We start from the raw sequence: 17,779 nt of genomic DNA, 5'->3' as shown, positions 1-17,779 counted from the left end.
ACCGTATTCACCCGGCCCAGATGTGACTTGCCCCCTTCACAAGGGACGACTCGCCCGGGCCGCGACCGAACACGCTCCATCAATTCCCCCGGGAACAGACATAGTCACCGGCTCTCAGGTCGTCGGGAAGCAACCGGAATCGGCTGGAATCTCGTGTTAGCGCCACCGGCTGGACTACGCTTCCATGACGATGGCCCCTTACAACAACGCCCCCGAGACAGGGACACGTAACGGTCGTAGCGCGGATCGCGGCGCGGGAGCCGGTGCTCTCGTCTTCGGCGCGCTGTTCGTCGGCGTCATCGCCGTGTGCGCGCTCTTCATCGCCTACGAGGGCATCTACCGCCTCGCCGCGATCGTGCACGCCGACAGCGCCCTTCCGCTGGCCCACGTCTTCCCGGTGACCTTCACCCTGCTGGTCCTCATGGCCTTCTGGGTCAGCTACATGCTGCGCGCGGCGCCACCGAGCGAACGCCTGTGGATCGACATCGGGCTGATCCCGCTGCTGATCCTCAGCGCCGCGGTACCCATGGTCCTGACCAGGACCACCTGGTTCTCCGAACTGGGCGACACCCTCCCCCGCGGTCTCACCGTGGTGGTGGCGGTGGCGCCCCTGGCCGCACTACTGGTCGCCTTCCTGCTGTGGATCGCCGTACGGGCACACGTCCGGCGTCGGAACGCCCAGGCGCGGCCCCGACCCAAGCCCAGCGACGACCGCACCACGGTCCTGCGCGGTGCGCCCAAGCCTCGCCCCGAGCCCCGGGAAGAAGTGCCCGAGGCCCTCCAGACGCGACTGCTGCGTCTGGGCGGCGAGTCGGAGGTCGGCGACGCGCCGGAGGAGCCAAAGGAACCGGAAGAGCCGGCAGAGGTCGACCCGAGACGCGATGCGGCGGAGACGAGTGGGTCCGAAGCACCCACCGAACCCATCCCCCGCACGAAGGAAAGGGAGGAAGAGGAAGCGGAGGAGCCCGCAGAGGAGCTGACCGCGACCGCTTCGGCCGGCGTGGAGACACCCGAACCCGACCTGGCGGAGCCCGAGCCCTCCGTCCCCACCGTTCGGCTGCCGCGACGCACCCGCAGCGGCGACAACCCGATCAAGCGGGCCGCCACCGAAGCACCGGTCGTGCCGGGAGCGGCGGCCCCCGAGCCGGAACCGTGGGACGTCGACGACACCGAGGACTTCCACCCGGTGACGTGGGAGGCCTCCGCCGACGAACGGCACGAAGGGTTCATGCACGAACCCGACGTCGGCGACCCCAGCTCGGACGAGGCCGAGGCCCCGCGACTCACGCCGGTGGCCACCGATGCAGACGAGCAGAACGAGCCGGACGAACCGGACGAACCGGACGAGGAGTCGACGGGTACGGAGTCGACGGGCGAAGAAGCCGAGGCCGACGACCCGGCCCCCGCCACTACCGCGGAGCGTGTGAAGAAGCTGCCCGGGGTTCGCCTGTTCTTCCCCGAACGCACCGACGAAGCCCCGGAGGCAGAAGCCCCCCAGTCGGCGAAGCCGGCCGCGATCCCCGAGCCCGAGGCGACGACCGAACCGGCCCCGGAGCCCCCCATCGACCCGGTACCGGCGGAAGCCGAACCGGTGCCCGAAGCCGAACCGGTGCCCGAAGACGAGCCGGTATCCGGAGAAGAGCAGGAACCGGCCGCCCGAGACGAGCCCTCGGATGAGGACACCCCCTTGTGGGAGCCCCCGACCGATGACTCCGCGCCCTCCTCCCTGGACGACTACGTGCCACCGGTGTGGACACCGCCCGAGGACGAGACCTCGACGGAGCAGGACCCCCTGCCATCACTCGACGCGGTCGCCAAGCGCACCGGATCGGCAGCGGGCCTCGCCCTGGACCACGACACCGGACCGGAGGTGCGTGCCGCTTTCCGGTTGGGGTCCATGCCGCCGGGTGCCGCACGCCCCGAACCGGCCCCCGAGCCCGAACCCGAGCCCGATCTTGAGTCGGTGGAGGAACCGACCGCCGAGGAGATCGACCGGGCACCGGAGCCCGCCCCCGAGGCAGAGCCGCCGGCCGAGCAGGAGAGGCGTGAGAAGCCGGAGAGGCCCACTCCGCGGTCCCGTCGCGAGGAAGCGATGCGCAAACGTCCGATGGTCCTCAAGCCCCCGAGGCCGCCGATGCCGGACTTCGCGTCGGGCCCACCTTCACGAAGGGTGCGCAGCGAGCCGCTACCGCCCGAAGAGTACTGACACGACCGGCCCCGGAGCCCCGAAGGCTTCCGGGGCCGACGTGTGTCCAGACCCAAGCGTCTGCCTCCCCCCGGCTCCGAACCGATGGCATCGTGCGTGTCGGGTGGTCGGCCACTGCTCGGGATATAGGAAGAGCAGTCGAACAGGCAGGGGGCTTCCTGAGAACTGCGTCCACAGCCTGTGGATACAACCTGGTGGTCGTGCGGCTGTCAGGTCTGTGCTGTGAGCGTCCGAGGACTCTCTGTCTCAGGCCCGTGGACGACCCCCTGATCGGACCTCACCGTCAGGAGGGTCCGGCCCCGCACCTGTTCAGGAGGGGTTTCGGACCCAGGGCCATCGTTCGAGTCACGGGCCGGATACAGGTTCTTACGCCGGCCGGCCCATCGTCCTCACGGGCCGCGCCGCCTCTCACCCCCGCGAGCCTCTACCGCTTCCCTCGCAGCCTTCACCACCGCGCCACTTCAGAGCTTCCCCCGCGCCCCGTTCAGCCCGTACCGGCTCACCGTGCGAACACGTGCGGCCTCCGCGCCCGGCCGGGTGCGAAGGCCACAGGTGGTGCGTCCGGTTCAGTCCACGGGTGCGCAGAGAGCGGTCGCGACGGCCGCGATGCCCTCGCCTCGGCCCGTGAGGCCCAGGCCGTCGGTGGTGGTCGCCGAGATGCTCACAGGCGCGCCCACGACCTCGGAGAAGGTCTTCTCCGCTTCGTCACGCCGGGGCGCGAACTTGGGCCGGTTGCTGATGATCTGGACGGCCACGTTGCCGATCTCGAAACCGGCGGCGTGCACGCGCGTGACGGTCTCGGTGAGCAAGGCGACACCCGAGGCGCCTTTCCACCGGGGATCGGAGGTCCCGAAGTTGGATCCGAGGTCTCCGAGTCCGCAGGCGGACAACAACGCGTCGCAGGCGGCGTGAGCGGCGACATCACCATCGGAATGGCCGCTCACACCATCTTCCCCCGGCCATTCCAAACCGGCGAGATAAAGTGTTCTTCCAGGAGAAAACGGGTGGACGTCGGTACCGACGCCCACCCGAGGCATTTTCGTCATGAATTACGTGATTCCGCGACTATCAGCTCGTCAGAACGTCATCGAGGATGGCCTCGGCCTTGTCCTCGTTGGTCTTTTCCGCGAGCGCGAGTTCGCTGACGAGAATCTGCCGCGCCTTGGCGAGCATCCGCTTCTCACCGGCGGACAGGCCACGTTCCTTGTCCCGTCGCCACAGATCACGCACGACCTCGGCGACCTTGTTGACGTCGCCCGACGCCAACTTCTCCAGGTTCGCCTTGTAGCGCCGCGACCAGTTGGTGGGCTCTTCGGTGTGCGGTGCCCGCAGCACCTCGAAGACCTTGTCCAGGCCTTCCTGCCCCACCACGTCACGAACGCCGACATCCTCGGCGTTCGCGGCCGGCACTCGCACCGTCAGATCGCCCTTGTCAACCCTCAGAACGAGGTAGGTTCTGTCCTCGCCCTTAATAGTGCGAGTCTCGATCGCTTCAATACGAGCAGCCCCATGATGGGGGTAGACAACAGTGTCGCCGACCTTGAAAGCCATGTGACAGGTACCCCTTCCGCTACACCAAGGATACCATGAATCCGTGACTTAACGTACCTATTGGCTTTGCGAACACGCAGGTCAAGCCACACTTTTTAGGGCTTGACAAAGTGTACCCGAGAGGCCTTCGACGCCTGGTCGGAACGGCCCGGAGAGGCCTCGAACCCCCGCTGGCCAGCCGAAGTGTGACGCCGAGGCTCTGTACGTGGGGTAGGGTTCGCCCTCGCACGGGCACTCTCCGCGAGGGTCTATAGCGATTTAGATCACTATTTCGGACGGGGTTGGCCCGACGTTGACGCGTCCGGATCTCGACAACCCCGGTTCCAGGCTCTTCCCGCGCCCTCCCGCCAACGCGAAGGGCCCCGGAACACGGAAGTCCCAGGGCCCGATGACGACTTTCGCGGGATCAGTCCTCGGGTTCGTAATCCTCGCGCTTCTCTCCGGTCACCATGTAGATCAGGTTGTCGGCGACGTGCACCGCGTGGTCACCGTAACGTTCGTAGAAACGCCCGACCAAGGTCACGTCCATGGTCGCCTCGACCCCGTACTCCCATCCCGGGGCGAGGATGCGCTGCAGCAGCTTGCGCCGCAGACGGTCCATCTTGTCGTCGTCCTTGTCCAGCTCCAGAGCGGTGTCGGGGTCCTTCGCCGAGATCACCTCTCCGGCCTTGGTGACCAGTAGCTCCGCCTCGTGGCCCATCTCCAGGACGATCGAGCGGACCGGCTTGGGGATCGCCGAGTCGGGGTGCCGGCGGCGGGCGATCTTGGCGAGGTGGACGGCGTGGTCACCCATCCGTTCCAGGTCACCTCGCATGTACAGGGAGGTGATGATGGTCCGCAGGTCGGTGGCGACCGGCTGCTGCCGCGCCATCAGGCTGAAGGCGGTGTCCTCGATCTCCTGGTCGAGTCGGTTGATCGCCTCGTCACCGGAGATCACCTCTTGGGCGGCGGTAAGGTCGCTGTCCAGCAGTGCGGTGGTGGCACGCGCGACGGCGTGCCTGGCGAGCCTGGTCATCTCGACGAGGCGTTCGCTCAGGCTGTCAAGGTCCTCGTGGTACGTATCGCGCATAAGGTCAATGCTCCCAGTGTGAGTTTGAAGAACCGGCCAAGAGTCGGTGAACTATGGAAGAACCTCGGTTGTGTCGCATGCCCTTGCCGAGTAAACCCCTAGTCGGCACGTTTACGATCGAATCGTGCAAGGGGAACTTCTCGCCGCTGTAACCGGCATCATCGGGCTCGTGCTGGGCGTCGTCATAGGCGTTATCGCCGCCGGTCGTTTCTTCCGGTCGCGAGCGGAACAACTGGAGCCGCCACCACGCCAGGAAGGAAACGCCCTCCCATCAGGGATCGCGGAGGTTCTCACAGCGCTGCCCTCCTCCGCCGTCGTGTTGGACTCCGGGGACAGGGTGCTGCGCGCTTCCTCCGCCGCCCGGGCCTTCGGGCTCGTCCGTGGCGAGGAACTGGTCATAGGCGAACTCCTCTCGATGGCCCGCAAGGTCCGTCGGGACGGAGTCATCCGCGAGACCTCGCTCGAAGTGGCCGTCCGCAAGTTCGGCCCCGACGCCACGTCCTTCGCCGTGCGGGTGGCGCCGCTCGGCGGCACCGGATTGGTACTGGTCCTGGCCGAGGACCAGACCGAACACCGTCGTGTGGAGGCGGTCCGCCGTGACTTCGTAGCCAATATCTCGCATGAACTGAAGACCCCGGTGGGCGCCCTCTCCCTTTTGGCGGAGACCGTACAGGACGCCAGTGACGACCCGGAGGCGGTCCGTCGATTCACCGAGCGCATGCAGATCGAGGCCTCCCGACTGACCGCCGTCATCCAGGACCTCATCACTCTCTCTCGTATCCAGGGCGCCGAGCCGATCGCCGAACCGGCCCCGGTGAACCTGGAATCCATCGTGGAGGAGTCGATCGACGCGGTGCGCATGCCCGCCGACGCCAAGGGGATCGAGCTGGTCGGCAGCGGAGCCGAGGGGCTGATCGTGCTGGGTGACGACGCCATGCTCGGCACCGCCTTGCGTAACCTGATCATCAACGCCGTCGCCTACAGCCCGAAGAACACCCGGGTGGCGGTCTCCGTGGGGATCGCCCGGTCGAGCGTCGACATCAGCGTCGCCGACCAGGGCATCGGGATCCCCCAACAGGATCTGGAGAGAATCTTCGAGCGGTTCTACCGTGTGGACGCCGCTCGAAGCCGAGCCACCGGAGGTACCGGTCTCGGCCTGGCGATCGTCAAACACATCATGACCCACCACCGTGGAGAAGTGACCGTGTGGAGCAAGGAGGGGTCCGGGTCGACGTTCACTCTGCGTCTGCCCAGACCGGAGAGCCGGGAGTTCGACACGTCCCGGAACGACAATCACCAGGAGACGGCACAGTGACGCGTGTACTCGTAGTAGAGGACGAGGAGTCCTACAGCGACGCCCTGTCGTACATGCTGCGTAAGGAGGGTTTCGAGGTCGCGGTGGCCCCTACCGGCACCGTGGCTCTGGAGACCTTCGACCGGACCGGGGCCGATCTGGTTCTGCTGGACCTCATGCTGCCGGGGCTTTCCGGCACCGAGGTCTGCCGCACCCTGCGCCAGAAGTCCAACGTCCCCGTCATCATGCTCACCGCCAAGGACTCCGAGATCGACAAGGTCGTCGGTCTGGAATTGGGCGCCGACGACTACGTGACCAAGCCGTTCTCCTCCCGCGAGCTCGTGGCGCGGATCCGCGCGGTGCTGCGTCGCCGGGGCGAGGTCGAGGCACCGACCAGCGTCATCTTGGAGGCCGGTCCCGTCCGCATGGACGTGGAGCGGCACGTGGTGACGGTGCGCGGCGACAACGTGCAGTTGCCCCTGAAGGAGTTCGAGCTGCTGGAGGTGCTCCTGCTCAACGCCGGGCGCGTGCTCACGCGGATGCAGCTCATCGACCGGGTGTGGGGCGCCGACTACGTCGGTGACACCAAGACCCTGGACGTGCACGTGAAGCGGCTGCGGGCCAAGATCGAGGAGGACCCGAGCAGTCCTCGGTACATCGTGACGGTGCGCGGGCTCGGCTACAAGTTCGAGCCGGTGACCGTCGAGGTGGAGTAGCTCCGGACACGGGTGGTCCCGTTACGGGTTCCCCGCGCCGGTACTTCGCCGAGCTTCGACCCCCCGTGTCCCGGGCGGCTGCTTCGTCACCGCCCGGGACTTTCGGTATGCCTTCGCACTGCGAGGGCGAGGACCTCGCAGGCGCGCCGCAGGTCCGGCCTCGGGGTGGCTCCGTAGCCGATGACGAGCCCGTGGACACGAGGTTCCGCGTGGCTGGTCCGGCTGGTGTCCTCGACCAGGATCCCTTCGGCCGTGGCGGCCTCGATCACCGGTGCCACCGCCTTCTCCGGCAAAGGGAGCAGGACGTGCAGTCCGGCGGTGTCCCCGGTCAGGTGGGCCCCCAGATGTTCCACGAGCAGTGCGCGGCGGCGGGCGTACTCGCGGCGCATCCGACGCAGGTGTCGGTCGAGGTCGCCGCGTTCCAGGAGCAGCTCGGTGGCGGCCTGGACGGGTCCGCTGGTGCGGTCGGACAGGTCTGCGCGCACGGTGGCCAGGCGGTCGACGAGGTCGGGGTCGGCGACGATCCAGCCGATTCCCAGGTCGGGGTCGAGGGTCTTGGAGAGCGTGCCGAGCAGGACGACCCGTGCCTGGTCCAGTCCGTACAGGGCGGGCAGGGGCGCCACGTCGTAGCGGAACTCGGCGTCGTAGTCGTCCTCCACCACCAGGGCACCGGTACGCGCCGCCCAGGTCAGAAGCCGTTCGCGGCGGGGTACGGGGAGTCGTCCGCCGAGCGGGTACTGGTGGGCGGGGGTGGTGTAGACGAGGCCGAGGTCGTCGGGCAGCTCGTCGGTACGGAGTCCGTCGCGGTCGACGGGGCAGGGCACGATGTGGGCGCCGCGGGCGGCCAGGATGGACCGGGCCCTCCCGTAGCCGGGGTCCTCCACGCCGGCGCGGGTACCGGGTCCGAGCAGGGCCGCGACCAGGTCGAGCCCGTTGCCGGTGCCCCGGGTGACGATGAGGTTCTCCGAGCCGACACGGATGCCGCGGGCGCGGCGCAGGTGTTCGGCGAGGAGTTCGCGGAGCCGGGGCCGTCCACGCGGGTCGGGGACGCTGTCGGGCACGTGCTCGGCGGCGTGCCGCCACGCGCGGCGCAGGGCGGCCCGGTCGTGGTCGTGCACCCAGGGCGCGCCGGGGCGCAGGTCGACACGGCCCTTCCCGCGCACCTGCTCCCGGGTGGGGTGGTCCTCGGGCGACGGCGGGCCGTTGCGGGGGACCGGCGTCGTGCGCGGGGCGAGGGGTTCGTGCGCGGCGACGAACGTGCCCGAACCGTGCCTGCCCTCCAACCATCCCTCGGCGTAGAGCTGTTGGTAGGCGTCGGTGACGACGGTGCGACTCACCCCGAGTTGAGCGGCCAGGGAGCGGCTGGAGGGGAGCCGTTCGGAGGGACGGAGCACCCCGGTGGTCATGGCCGTACGCAGTTCCGACGCCAGCTGGGTGGTGAGCGGGGTGGGGTCGGACCGGTCCAGGCGGATCGCGGGATCGGCGAGGCGACGAGGCAAAGTGGTCCTCCGTTATCGGCGGAAAGTGGCCATGGTCGAGGTATCCACTTTCTTTCTACGGTGAACGCATGCTCTCCAGCGAATCCGAACCCGAACCCGCGTCCGCGTCCGAACGCACGCTCTCCCCCACCGAACGCACCCGGCTCAAGCGGGCGAAGCACAAGGCCCGCAGCGACCGTTCCGAGCTCTACGACCTCCTCGACGAGGGGCTGGTCTGCCACGTGGGCGTGGTGGTGGACGGCGCTCCCCGTGTGCTGCCGACCGGCTACGCACGGATCGGCGACACCCTCTACCTGCATGGATCCACCGGCGCCCGATTCCTCCGCGAAATCGGTGAGGTGTGCGTGACGGTCACCCTGTTGGACGGGATCGTGATGGCGCGGTCGGCCTTCCACCACTCGATGAACCACCGGTCGGCGATGGTCTTCGGAACGCCTCGGGTGGTCACCGACCCGAACGAACACGAGGCGGCGCTACGGGCCACCACCGAGCATTCGGCACCGGGCCGGTGGGGCGCGGTGCGTCGGCCGAGCGTGAAGGAGGCGGCGGCGACCCGGGTGCTGGCGCTGTCACTGGCGGAGGCGTCGGTGAAGGTGCGTACGGGGCCACCGTCCGACGATCCGGAGGACCATGACACCCCGGTCTGGGCGGGTGTGCTGCCGATGCGCACGGTGTTCGACCCCCCGGTCACCACCCCGGACCTGCGCCACGACCTGCCCGCCCCGCCTCACGTGACCGCCCGGGTCACACCTCCAGGACGACGGTGAACGGGCCCTCGTTGGTCATCCCCACGGACATCTGCGCGCCGAACACCCCGGTGGCGACCTCGGCTCCCTGTTCGCGCAGTTCCTTGACGACGGCGTCCACGAGGGGTTCGGCGACCGGGCCCGGGGCCGCCGCCTGCCACGTGGGGCGGCGTCCCTTGCGGGCGTCTCCGTAGAGGGTGAACTGGCTGACCACCAACAGCGGGGCCTCGATGTCGGAACAGGACTTCTCGTCCTCCAGGATCCGCAGCGTCCAGAGCTTGCGGGCGATCTTGGCGGCCTCGGCCTCCGTGTCGGTGTGGGTGACACCCACGAGCGCCATGAGTCCGGGGCGGGTGATCTCCCCGACCACCTCGTCGTCCACCGTCACCGAAGCGTGTGACACCCGCTGCACGACCGCGCGCATGGGTTCCCCCTCTTGTCCTCGTCGGCTCTCCTCGCCCCGGCCCGGAGCGTGTCTACTTCGATCGTTGCAGCTGGTTGAGCAGCCCGGTGCGACGGGTGTTGGTGATGACACCGGTGAGGGTGAACACGAACGTGGTGATGGAGTCCGTGAAGTCCTCGATCCGCCACTCGCGCGGTCCCGTGTACCAGTGCAGGCCGTCTCCGTCGAGCTCCTCCGGTTCGAGGTCGGCGATGGCGGCGCCGGCCAGGATGTTGGCCCAACGCTCCACGTCGTCGAAGATCACCGCGTAGGGCAGGTAGCGCGAGTACAGCTCCACCCGTTGCCCCGGCGGCACGGTCTGGGCGCGTGGGCTCAGCAGGTAGTCGCGAAAACCCATGGTGTGCGCGTACACGGAGCTGCCCAGTCCGGTCTTCGCGGGCATGTACTGGGCGCCCGCGGTGATGGCGGCGCCCGCGATGACGACGGCCAGTCCGGTGAAGGCGGCGTGGGTGAACACCGCGAGGAGGACGGTCGATAGGACGCCGACCGCGGTGGTGACCATTCCGACGGTGGTCCAGACACCGCGGACCCGGCTGGGTGAGCGGGAGAACCACTTCAGCCGCACCATGTCCTGGTACAGCTCGTCCCGGACCCGGTCGATCCGAGCGGGGAAGTCGGTGGAATGCCGAGGCGAGGCGAGTTGGGACATGCGCACCGTGCGCTCGTCCCCGAAGAGGGCGTCCAGCAGCAACCACTCGGAGGCGAGCAGCTTCTCCTCGATCGGGCCGTCCAGTCGGACCAGTCGCCAGTCCACCGAGGTGAAGTGCTCGTGCGGAAGTTCCTCGACCCGGATGTAACCGCGTACGGCCAGGTCCAGGACTCCGGCGGTGAGGTCGGCGATGTCGACGCGTTCGTCGACCAGCGTGCCGATCTGGCCGGGGTGGACACCGTCGGGGGCGTGGAAGCGCAGCCGACCGTGTTCGCCGGGCTCGATCGGTGCGTGGTCTCCCTGGGAGGCCTCACTGCGCAGGGCGCGTTCGTCACGGCCACGGATGCGGATGAGAGCGATCAGGCCGCCCACCAGGACCAGCAGCAACAGACCGAAGACGCTTCCGGTCGCCGGGGTGACCGCGAAGGCCGACGCGAGGGACCAGCGTCGGGTGAGGATGGGTTCGCCCTCGGCTGTGCCGGGCGGGTAGTTCACGACGATGTCGAGCCGATCGTCCGGGCCCATGTCGGCCTGGAGGAAGTGCGCGACGACCGCTTCGCCGCCCATGTCGGAGGCGGTGCAGTACATGGAGCTGCGAGGTTCGCCCGCCAGGCAGGACAGGGCCTCCGGTGGCAGGGGCGCGTTGACGGTGACCTCGGTGGTGCGGACCGGGTGGCTGTAGGCGCCCACCGCGCGCCACTCCAGTTGGACCCCCTGGGCGACCTCGCTGACCGTGCCGCCCACCCGGTAGGACAGGCGCACGCCTCGTGCGTCCTCGGTGGGGATGCGCACCAGCAGGGCGCCGCCGGCGTCCTCGGTCTCCACCTCGACGGTCGCGCCGTCGGCGTCGACCGCGGTGACACCGTCGATCTCGAACCGACGGTCGTGATCGGTGTCGTAGATCATGGTGGAGGTCAGCGCCCGGGTGAAGGTCTCGGGGGCCTCTCCCTCGAAACGGATGGCCTCCTCACCGCTGAGTACGCCATGCCGGTCCAGTTCGAGGGTGATCTCGTTGGTGATGGAACCCTCGGCGGCCGCATGGGGCACGGTCCCCGCCGAGGCGTGCCCCGGTACTGTGGTGAACGGTGCGGCCGCCGCCGCGTGCGCCTCCTCTCTCGGCCACGCCACGGTGACCGCTGTGACCAGCGAGGAGAACACGAGCAGGGCCGTCGCCCAAGCGACGGCCGCACGCCAGGAGCCGACCCACCACATGACGCGAGAGCCTATCCGGTCCTCCCCCGGGCCGTGTCCGCAGGGCGCCCCCCGCGGCGTCGTGAATCGGTGTCCCCGAACAGCCGCCGCCCGCCCTCCGGCGAGGTCCGACAGGGCCCTGGGTCGGACGGACGTGGGCACGTGGTGAGGAGGGCTCGCCCGGCCCCGGACCTCGACCCCTGGGCGGAACCTCGTGGCTTCCTACAGCGCATGGGGCTGGGCGTGTCCCTGTCCCTCGGTACGGGACTGGCCGCGGTCGGGTTCACCGGATTCCTGGCGATCTCGGCGATGCTGCCGGGCGCCGAGCCGGCCTGGGGCGACCCGGTCGGCACCGATCCCACGGAGCTGATGTCCGCGGACGCGGAGGGCCGGCCGGTCGACCACCCGGACGCGCGGATCGACGACCCTCTCGGCCAGAACCCGCTGTACGCGACGGGTGAGCTGGGTGAGGTGACGTGCTCCCCACCGACGTTGGACCAGGAAGACCCTCGTTCGGTCGAGGTGTTCGTGCACGCGATCGCCGACTGTCTCGACACGGCCTGGGCGGCCTACTTCGACGAGGCCGGGCTACCGTTCAGCTCCCCCAACCGGATCTACTGGCACGACGAGGGGCACAGCCCCTGTGGTCCTTTTCCCAGTGGAGGCACCGCTGCGTTCTACTGCCAGGCCAATCAGGGCCTGTATCTGGGGGTGAAGGACATCGTGGCGGCTTCGGCGAGCAGTGAGGAACCCGAGGCCTACACGTTCCTGCTCAGCCACGAGTACGGCCACCACGTGCAGGGCCAGTCCCGGATGCTCGCCGAATTCCACGCCCTGCGGGCCAACGCCGACGACGAGACCGCCGACGAGTTGACCCGTCGCAACGAACTCCAGGCCAACTGTCTGGGCGGGGTGTTCGTCGGTTCCGCCGAGGAGTCCTTGGGTTACCAGGAGCGCGAGCGGGAGAACATCCTCGACGACGTCGTGCGCCGCTCCGACCACGCGGGCACCGGCACACACGGTTCGACGGAGAACGGCCGACTGTGGACCGCGCACGGGTTGGATCGGATGGATCCGGCCGCCTGTAACACGTGGGAGGCCCGCGAGGAGCTGGTGCGGTGAACGCGGCCTTGAACCACGGTGGTCCCGACGAGTCCTCCCGGCTGGCGCGTGCGCGCCGGATGCACCGGAACAACCGTCGGGTGTTCAGCGTGGTCTGCGGTCTCCTGGTGACCGTGTTGGCGTTGTCGTTGCTGTCGTGGTCCACCGTTCAAAGGGGTGCGGGGTCGGAGGCCGGCACCGTGGTGGAGCGCGCCGAGAGCGGGGAGGACAAACCCGGGCAGGGCGGCTCGCTCTCGGCTTCCCCTACCGGGCAGTTGCAGTTGCCGGGCCAGGCGGTGCCGGACCGACCCACCGGAGAGGTGGCGCTGCTCGCCAATCCGCTGTACGAGACGGGGAGGCTGAGTCCCCTGCCGTGCCCGGTACCGGACGTGGACGTGGACGATCCCACCTCGTTGGAGGTGTTCCTGCACCAGGTCGCCGACTGTCTGGACGATGTCTGGCAGACCCAGTTCGAACGGGCGGGGATCGCCTTCAGCCCACCGGACCGGGTGTTCTGGACCGAGCCGGGCATGAGCCCGTGCCGCGCCTATCCCTCCGCGGCGGGCGCCTTCTACTGCCGTGCCAGTAGTGCCGTCTACATCGGTACCGAGGACGTGGTCGAGAAGTGGAACGGGGCCGAGGACAGCGTGGTGTACGCGTCCCTGCTGGCCCACGAGTACGCCCACCACGTGCAGGGCGAGTCCGGGCTGTTGGAGTACTACCACGAACAACGCCAGCTGGAGGAGGACGACGCCGGCCGCAACACCTGGACGCGCCGCAGCGAGCTTCAGGCCAACTGCCTGGCGGGGGCGTTCCTGGGTTCGGTGCGGGTGAGTTATCCGTTGTCCGGCGACGACCTCCAGGTGCTGTTGGACGACGCGTCCGCGACCGCGGACCGAGAGGGCGAGCCGGACGAGGCGCGCACGCACGGCGCCCCGGAGAACAGCGTCGGATGGACCCGCTCCGGGTGGGAGGAGCAGTCACCGGGGTCCTGCAACACCTGGGACGTGGAGGACGAGTCGCTGGTGGAGTGAACCGGCCTCTCGCCGCCCGCGGCCCCTCCCCCGGCCGATTCCGATCCCACGAGTTGTCCACAGGCTCGGAGATCACGCTGTCTCATGGCGACTCTGCGTGGCAGGATGCTGACATGCCGGACACAGCGGAACCCCTCCACGAACACTCCACCCGCGCACCCGCCCCTCGTACCCCTTCCACGTCCGACGGAGAGACCTCGCGCGCCCGCGACTGTGTGGAGTTGCGCGTCCACGGAGTGAGCGGTGGGCAGGCGGAGGAACTCCTGGACGTGGAGCCCGCCATGCGTGTGGGCGGCGACCGGTTGGCCGGGTTCTTCCGGTGGCGGCGGAAACCGGACACCGAGACCCTGCCGGGGATGCGTCGGGAGATCTTCGCCTGGGGCAACCTCACCTCGGGCGCCTCGTCACGAGCCTTCTGGCTCCTGTTGATGCCGTTCATGATGCTCAACGTGGCCTACTGGATGCGGCCGGGACGGATGGACGACGGCCAGACCGGGACCCGCAGGGTGGCCAACATCGCCTACGGGGCCGGGGTGCGGCTGTTGGCGCTCTCCCTGACCATGCTCATCGTCCTGGCCGCCGCCGGGGTGGGGATGGACCTGGTCGCCTGGCAGTGCGGTGGTCTGGGCGAGGAATGCGTGCGGGCACGGCCGTGGTTGGCCTTCCTCGCGTCGGCCTCCTCCCCGCTGTCCGCCCCGGGATGGTCGTTGCTGGTGGGCGCGGTGCTGCCGGCGGCGGTCGTGGTGGTGCTGTGGCGGTTGTCCCGGCGGACCGCGGCCGACTACGAGGTGGTGACCGGGCCGGTGCCGCCCCGGCACTCCGAGGACGCCCCGCTCAGCCACCCCGACTTCTGGCGCAACAGCGAGATCATGGCCCGGCTGCGGTCGGCGCACATCGCGATCGCCGTGAGCACCGTGGCGGCGCTGCTGCTCCTGCCACCCCTGCTGCACGACCTGGGCGGTCGAGGAGCCCCGCTTCCGGGCTCTCCAGGGTTGTGGACGGCCGGAGCGGTCCTTGCGGGGCTGTTGGCGCTCGTGGCGCTGCTGAGCACGGTGAGCGTGCTGGTCCCCGGCAAGGACGCCCGGTGGAACGCACGCGCCGACCGGCTGTGCCGCGTGTTGCGCGACACCATCCTGGGGTTGACCGCCGTCATCGCGGTGTACACGGTCTGGCCACGGCCGGGTTGGGTGGTCGAGGGGCGGCTCCCCGGCAGCGGCACCATGCTCAACAGCCTCTTCGCCGTGCAGGGCACCTTGGTGGTGATCCTGCTGGTGGCGGCGCTGGTGCTGTTCGCGGTGGACCGGCCGCACCGGCACACCGCCATGCGGGGGTTGGCCGGCCCGTCCACCGCCGCGTTGGGCACCCTGCTGGGCGGTGCCTTCTCCGCGGCCCTGGTCTACCAGGGGTCGCTGTGGTTGAGCGGCTGCGGCTCGATGGACGCCCCGGAGGCCGACTGTCTGGCGCTGTCCCCGCCCACCGCCTACTCCTGGCTCCAGTTGGCCTTCGCCTTCCAGGCGATCATCGTGCTGATCGTGGTGGTGGTCCTGGCCCTGTGGCTGCGCGGAGCGGTACGGGCCCAACTGCCGAAGGTCACCGCGCTCTACTCGCGCAGTGTCCGGGACCGGCGGACGTGGGACATCGCGCGTTCCCGAGCCATGGGCCGGATGACCGAAGCGCTACCGAAGATCCTGGGCGCCCTGCTGCTGCCGGTGGTGCCGTTGGTGGGGCTGGCCCTGTACTCGATCGTCACCGGAAGACTGGTGGCCGGACCCATGGACGCCCCCATGGCGGTCGCGGGCGGGTTCCAGGGCGTGGCCCAAGACGCCCTGGACGCGATGGTGGCGATGGGTTCACTGCTGGGCGGCGCCGCTCTGGTGGCGCTGGTGTGGATCGGCCGCAGTGCCTACCGAGACCGGCCGACCCGTCAGGCCGTGGGCGCGGTGTGGGACGTGGGCACCTTCTGGCCACGGGCGGCCCATCCGCTGGCTCCGCCGTCCTACGCCGAACGCGCCGTCCCCCAGCTCACCGCGAGGGTGCGCCGGATGGCCGGGGAGAACACCGGTGTGGTGCTGTCCGGTCACTCACAGGGTTCGGTGCTGGCGGCGGCCACGGTGTGGCAGCTGCCCGAGGAGTGCGCGGACCGGGTCTCACTGATCACCCACGGCTCCCCGTTGGACCGCTTGTACTCCCGCTACTTCCCCGCCTACTTCGGTCCGGTGGCCTTCACCGACCTGAACGGGAGGGTGGCGTCCTGGCGCAATCTGTGGCGGGTCACCGACGCCATCGCGGGGCCGGTACGTCGCTCCGGTCCCGACGGGGAGGAGGTGGTCGTGCCGACGGTCGAACCACTGCCGGACCCACGCTCCTACGACGCCCCACCCGGTGAGGCTCGCCGCCCGGAGATCCTCGGCCACTCCGACTACACCGGTGACCCCGCCTACGCGGAGGCCATGTGGCAGGTCATGCCCGCCGGACGACCATCGGGGGCCCCTGTTCCGGAGACCTACCAGGGCCCGTAGGGACCGTTGTTCTGGTTACCGCCCATGCCCTTGACCGCGGGACGTACATCCAACAGGAAGATGAGCGTGGCCACCAGACCGAGGATGACGAACATGCCCGTGCCGCTCAGGACCGCGAGCAGGGACAGACCCGACGCCACGGCGGTCAGGATCACCCAGAGCTTCTTGGTCTGCTTGTCCATGACCTCGAAGGCCTGCGCCGGTGTCCGGATCGCCTCGATCAACGCGTAGAGGCTGGCCACGAAGGTCACCAGGTAGACGAGCTGCCAGATCCAGTAAAACAAGACTCACTCCAGAGCTGCACATGATCGAACGGGGGTCCGCCCGCTCTCCACGGTAAACGGATCGGCGCCGATAATCGTGCCCGGAGGAGGCCCGGATCCGTTCGAGTCTCTCGGCCCGGTGGGAGGGACCCGGGTCAGACCGGGATGTTCCAGAGGCAGGTGACCGTGGCCAGGAGGAACGCGGAGGCGCCCATGATGATCGCGCCCGCGTGGTACGGGAGTTCGTCGTCGGGGTGCAGCAGGCGGTTGACCCGCCGCATCACCGTGGATTCGGCCGGATGTACGGCCGCCATCGCGCCGGCCGGGACCGGGACGGGCCCCGCCGCCCCGAAACGCAGTAGCGCCATGGCCAGCTCACGCGAGGAGCTCTTGCGCAGGGCCTGGTCGTCGGCGCACATCTCGATGAGCAGAGCGACGCTCTCGTAGTAGGTGCGCACCAGGTGCACTCGGGGGAAGGCCCGTTTGAGGGAGGAGAAGGGCAGCAGCACGAGGTCGTGACGCTGGCGCAGGTGGGCGTGCTCATGGGCGAGGACCGCGGCGAGTTCCCGATTGTCGAGGACTTCGAGGGCTCCGGCGCTGATGACCACCTGAGAGCGCAGGACGCCCGGCAGACAGTACGCGGCGGCCCCCGGATGGTCGACCACGCGGGCGCCGGGGACGTCGGGGTGGTCGCTGGCGACGAGTGCGAGGAGGTCGTGATGGCGTCTGCGGACCCGGAGCACCTGAACGAAGGAGGCGACCAGCCCGCAGAAGAGGACCAGGGTGAGGATCACGGCCAACGCGACGGCGGCCAGGTGACTGACGCCCTCCATCCCCTGGGAGAACTCCGCGAGGAGGAACTCGCCGCTGACCAGGTCGGACAGCATGGCCATGCTGCCGCCGGCGGCACCGAGTTCGTACGAGGACAGGCCGTATGCCAGCAGCGCGCCGATGGTGGACACACCCCACGCCAGGCCCAAGGCCTGCCAGGTGATGACCGCCGTGTAGGGGCCGCGGGAGGGCCACTTCGCCCGGTGGAGAGCTTCCATGGCGACGAGGCAGCTGACCGCGACGAGAGTGAGGAGTGCGGCACTGACCATACGGACTAGTTCCTTGGCTGCTCGATTTCCGCGAGTGCGCGCCGTAGCGCTTCAGCCTCCTGGCCGTCCATGGATTGGACGAAGGCGGCCAAGGCCGCGTCACGATCGACCGTCTGTCCGAGTGCGTCGAACATCATCTCGGACACGTAGTTCTCGCGGCTGGCTGCCGGACGGTACCGCCACGCACGGCCCTCACGTGCCCGGGTGACGACCTTCTTCTTGGCGAGTCGGTCGAGCACGGTCATGACGGTCGTGTGTGCCAGGTCCCGCTCAGCCAGAGCTTTGCCGACTTCGCGAACCGTCATTGGTTCGTTGCGTGCCCACAGTACATCCATCACCGCGCGTTCAAGTTCGCCAAGCCGATTCATGTACACGAGT

Annotated in this window: 16 protein-coding genes; 7 read left to right on the top strand and 9 right to left on the bottom strand. The window is 69.1% G+C overall.

Translation table 11 applies throughout. The features are described from left to right. Positions 1-184 precede the first annotated feature (184 nt). Positions 185-2,206: a DUF2637 domain-containing protein gene (locus tag BQ8420_RS30750; RefSeq protein ID WP_235006581.1), complete on the top strand. Its 2,022-nt coding sequence runs from the start codon at positions 185-187 to the stop codon at positions 2,204-2,206. 566 nt (positions 2,207-2,772) lie between these two features. Here the strand turns inward: BQ8420_RS30750 and ispF are convergent. The 3 genes from ispF to phoU all read right to left on the bottom strand — a co-directional run bounded on the left by ispF (position 2,773) and on the right by phoU (position 4,826). Further along, entirely contained in the window at positions 2,773-3,243 is a 471-nt protein-coding gene (ispF, locus tag BQ8420_RS30745) for a 2-C-methyl-D-erythritol 2,4-cyclodiphosphate synthase (protein WP_200816159.1), read from the bottom strand. Between the two features lie 31 nt (positions 3,244-3,274). Then, complete coding sequence (locus tag BQ8420_RS30740; protein ID WP_087103973.1) at positions 3,275-3,757, bottom strand: CarD family transcriptional regulator; 483 nt, start codon at positions 3,755-3,757, stop codon at positions 3,275-3,277. Positions 3,758-4,163: 406 nt separating this feature from the next. After that, a complete protein-coding gene (gene phoU, locus BQ8420_RS30735) occupies positions 4,164-4,826 on the bottom strand; it encodes a phosphate signaling complex protein PhoU (RefSeq protein ID WP_087103971.1) in 663 nt (220 codons plus the stop codon). A gap of 124 nt (positions 4,827-4,950) precedes the next feature. Between phoU and BQ8420_RS30730 the strand changes: the two genes are divergently transcribed. Both BQ8420_RS30730 and BQ8420_RS30725 read left to right on the top strand, forming a co-directional pair. Continuing rightward, positions 4,951-6,141, top strand: a complete 1,191-nt coding sequence (locus BQ8420_RS30730) for a cell wall metabolism sensor histidine kinase WalK (protein WP_087103969.1) — start codon at positions 4,951-4,953, stop codon at positions 6,139-6,141. Then, positions 6,138-6,836 (top strand): response regulator transcription factor, encoded by a 699-nt coding sequence (locus BQ8420_RS30725; RefSeq protein ID WP_087103967.1) that lies wholly within the window; start codon positions 6,138-6,140, stop codon positions 6,834-6,836. Before BQ8420_RS30730 ends, BQ8420_RS30725 begins: the two co-directional genes overlap by 4 nt. Before the next feature lie 86 nt (positions 6,837-6,922). Here the strand turns inward: BQ8420_RS30725 and BQ8420_RS30720 are convergent, their stop codons facing one another. Next, complete coding sequence (locus tag BQ8420_RS30720; RefSeq protein ID WP_087103965.1) at positions 6,923-8,335, bottom strand: PLP-dependent aminotransferase family protein; 1,413 nt, start codon at positions 8,333-8,335, stop codon at positions 6,923-6,925. Between the two features lie 68 nt (positions 8,336-8,403). Between BQ8420_RS30720 and BQ8420_RS30715 the strand changes: the two genes are divergently transcribed. After that, on the top strand, positions 8,404-9,102 hold the full coding sequence (locus BQ8420_RS30715; protein WP_087103963.1) for a pyridoxamine 5'-phosphate oxidase family protein: 699 nt from the start codon (positions 8,404-8,406) through the stop codon (positions 9,100-9,102). Here BQ8420_RS30715 and dtd read toward each other — a convergent pair. Together dtd and BQ8420_RS30705 are read right to left on the bottom strand one after the other, a co-directional pair. Next, positions 9,080-9,505 carry a D-aminoacyl-tRNA deacylase gene (dtd, locus tag BQ8420_RS30710; protein ID WP_087103961.1) on the bottom strand — a complete coding sequence of 142 codons (426 nt, stop codon included), beginning with the start codon at positions 9,503-9,505 and terminating at the stop codon, positions 9,080-9,082. The genes BQ8420_RS30715 and dtd overlap by 23 nt on opposite strands. Positions 9,506-9,557: 52 nt before the next feature. Next, positions 9,558-11,405 (bottom strand): DUF2207 family protein, encoded by a 1,848-nt coding sequence (locus tag BQ8420_RS30705; protein WP_087103959.1) that lies wholly within the window; start codon positions 11,403-11,405, stop codon positions 9,558-9,560. Between the two features lie 141 nt (positions 11,406-11,546). Between BQ8420_RS30705 and BQ8420_RS30700 the strand changes: the two genes are divergently transcribed. The 3 genes from BQ8420_RS30700 to BQ8420_RS30690 all read left to right on the top strand — a co-directional run bounded on the left by BQ8420_RS30700 (position 11,547) and on the right by BQ8420_RS30690 (position 16,038). Beyond that, the gene (locus BQ8420_RS30700; RefSeq protein WP_087103957.1) at positions 11,547-12,506 is read left to right on the top strand and encodes a neutral zinc metallopeptidase; all 960 of its coding nucleotides are present in this window, start codon (positions 11,547-11,549) and stop codon (positions 12,504-12,506) included. Then, entirely contained in the window at positions 12,503-13,519 is a 1,017-nt protein-coding gene (locus BQ8420_RS30695; protein ID WP_369825565.1) for a neutral zinc metallopeptidase, read from the top strand. Before BQ8420_RS30700 ends, BQ8420_RS30695 begins: the two co-directional genes overlap by 4 nt. Positions 13,520-13,632: 113 nt before the next feature. Next, on the top strand, positions 13,633-16,038 hold the full coding sequence (locus tag BQ8420_RS30690; RefSeq protein ID WP_087103954.1) for a hypothetical protein: 2,406 nt from the start codon (positions 13,633-13,635) through the stop codon (positions 16,036-16,038). Here BQ8420_RS30690 and BQ8420_RS30685 read toward each other — a convergent pair. From BQ8420_RS30685 to BQ8420_RS30675, 3 genes are all read right to left on the bottom strand, one after another. Continuing rightward, complete coding sequence (locus tag BQ8420_RS30685) at positions 16,023-16,322, bottom strand: DUF2516 family protein (protein ID WP_087103952.1); 300 nt, start codon at positions 16,320-16,322, stop codon at positions 16,023-16,025. The two genes, BQ8420_RS30690 and BQ8420_RS30685, sit on opposite strands and share 16 nt — an antisense overlap. A 134-nt stretch (positions 16,323-16,456) precedes the next feature. Beyond that, positions 16,457-17,401, bottom strand: a complete 945-nt coding sequence (locus BQ8420_RS30680) for a M56 family metallopeptidase (protein WP_087103951.1) — start codon at positions 17,399-17,401, stop codon at positions 16,457-16,459. 5 nt (positions 17,402-17,406) lie between these two features. Beyond that, entirely contained in the window at positions 17,407-17,769 is a 363-nt protein-coding gene (locus BQ8420_RS30675; protein WP_087104024.1) for a BlaI/MecI/CopY family transcriptional regulator, read from the bottom strand. Positions 17,770-17,779: the final 10 nt, after the last annotated feature.

Origin of the sequence: Nocardiopsis sp. JB363, from assembly GCF_900143625.1 — a bacterium.
In the GTDB taxonomy this organism is placed as follows: domain Bacteria; phylum Actinomycetota; class Actinomycetes; order Streptosporangiales; family Streptosporangiaceae; genus Nocardiopsis.
This window is presented reverse-complemented; position numbering and strand designations above follow the sequence as displayed.

Bases quoted from the DNA above. Each gene is read 5' to 3' on its own strand.
- BQ8420_RS30680 (WP_087103951.1), bottom strand. From the start codon at position 17,401: ATGGTCAGTGCCGCACTCCTCACTCTCGTCGCGGTCAGCTGCCTCGTC.
- dtd (WP_087103961.1), bottom strand. From the start codon at position 9,505: ATGCGCGCGGTCGTGCAGCGGGTGTCACACGCTTCGGTGACGGTGGAC.
- BQ8420_RS30705 (WP_087103959.1), bottom strand. From the start codon at position 11,405: ATGTGGTGGGTCGGCTCCTGGCGTGCGGCCGTCGCTTGGGCGACGGCC.
- ispF (WP_200816159.1), bottom strand. From the start codon at position 3,243: ATGCCTCGGGTGGGCGTCGGTACCGACGTCCACCCGTTTTCTCCTGGA.
- BQ8420_RS30675 (WP_087104024.1), bottom strand. From the start codon at position 17,769: ATGAATCGGCTTGGCGAACTTGAACGCGCGGTGATGGATGTACTGTGG.
- phoU (WP_087103971.1), bottom strand. From the start codon at position 4,826: ATGCGCGATACGTACCACGAGGACCTTGACAGCCTGAGCGAACGCCTC.
- BQ8420_RS30740 (WP_087103973.1), bottom strand. From the start codon at position 3,757: ATGGCTTTCAAGGTCGGCGACACTGTTGTCTACCCCCATCATGGGGCT.
- BQ8420_RS30715 (WP_087103963.1), top strand. From the start codon at position 8,404: ATGCTCTCCAGCGAATCCGAACCCGAACCCGCGTCCGCGTCCGAACGC.
- BQ8420_RS30690 (WP_087103954.1), top strand. From the start codon at position 13,633: ATGCCGGACACAGCGGAACCCCTCCACGAACACTCCACCCGCGCACCC.
- BQ8420_RS30750 (WP_235006581.1), top strand. From the start codon at position 185: ATGACGATGGCCCCTTACAACAACGCCCCCGAGACAGGGACACGTAAC.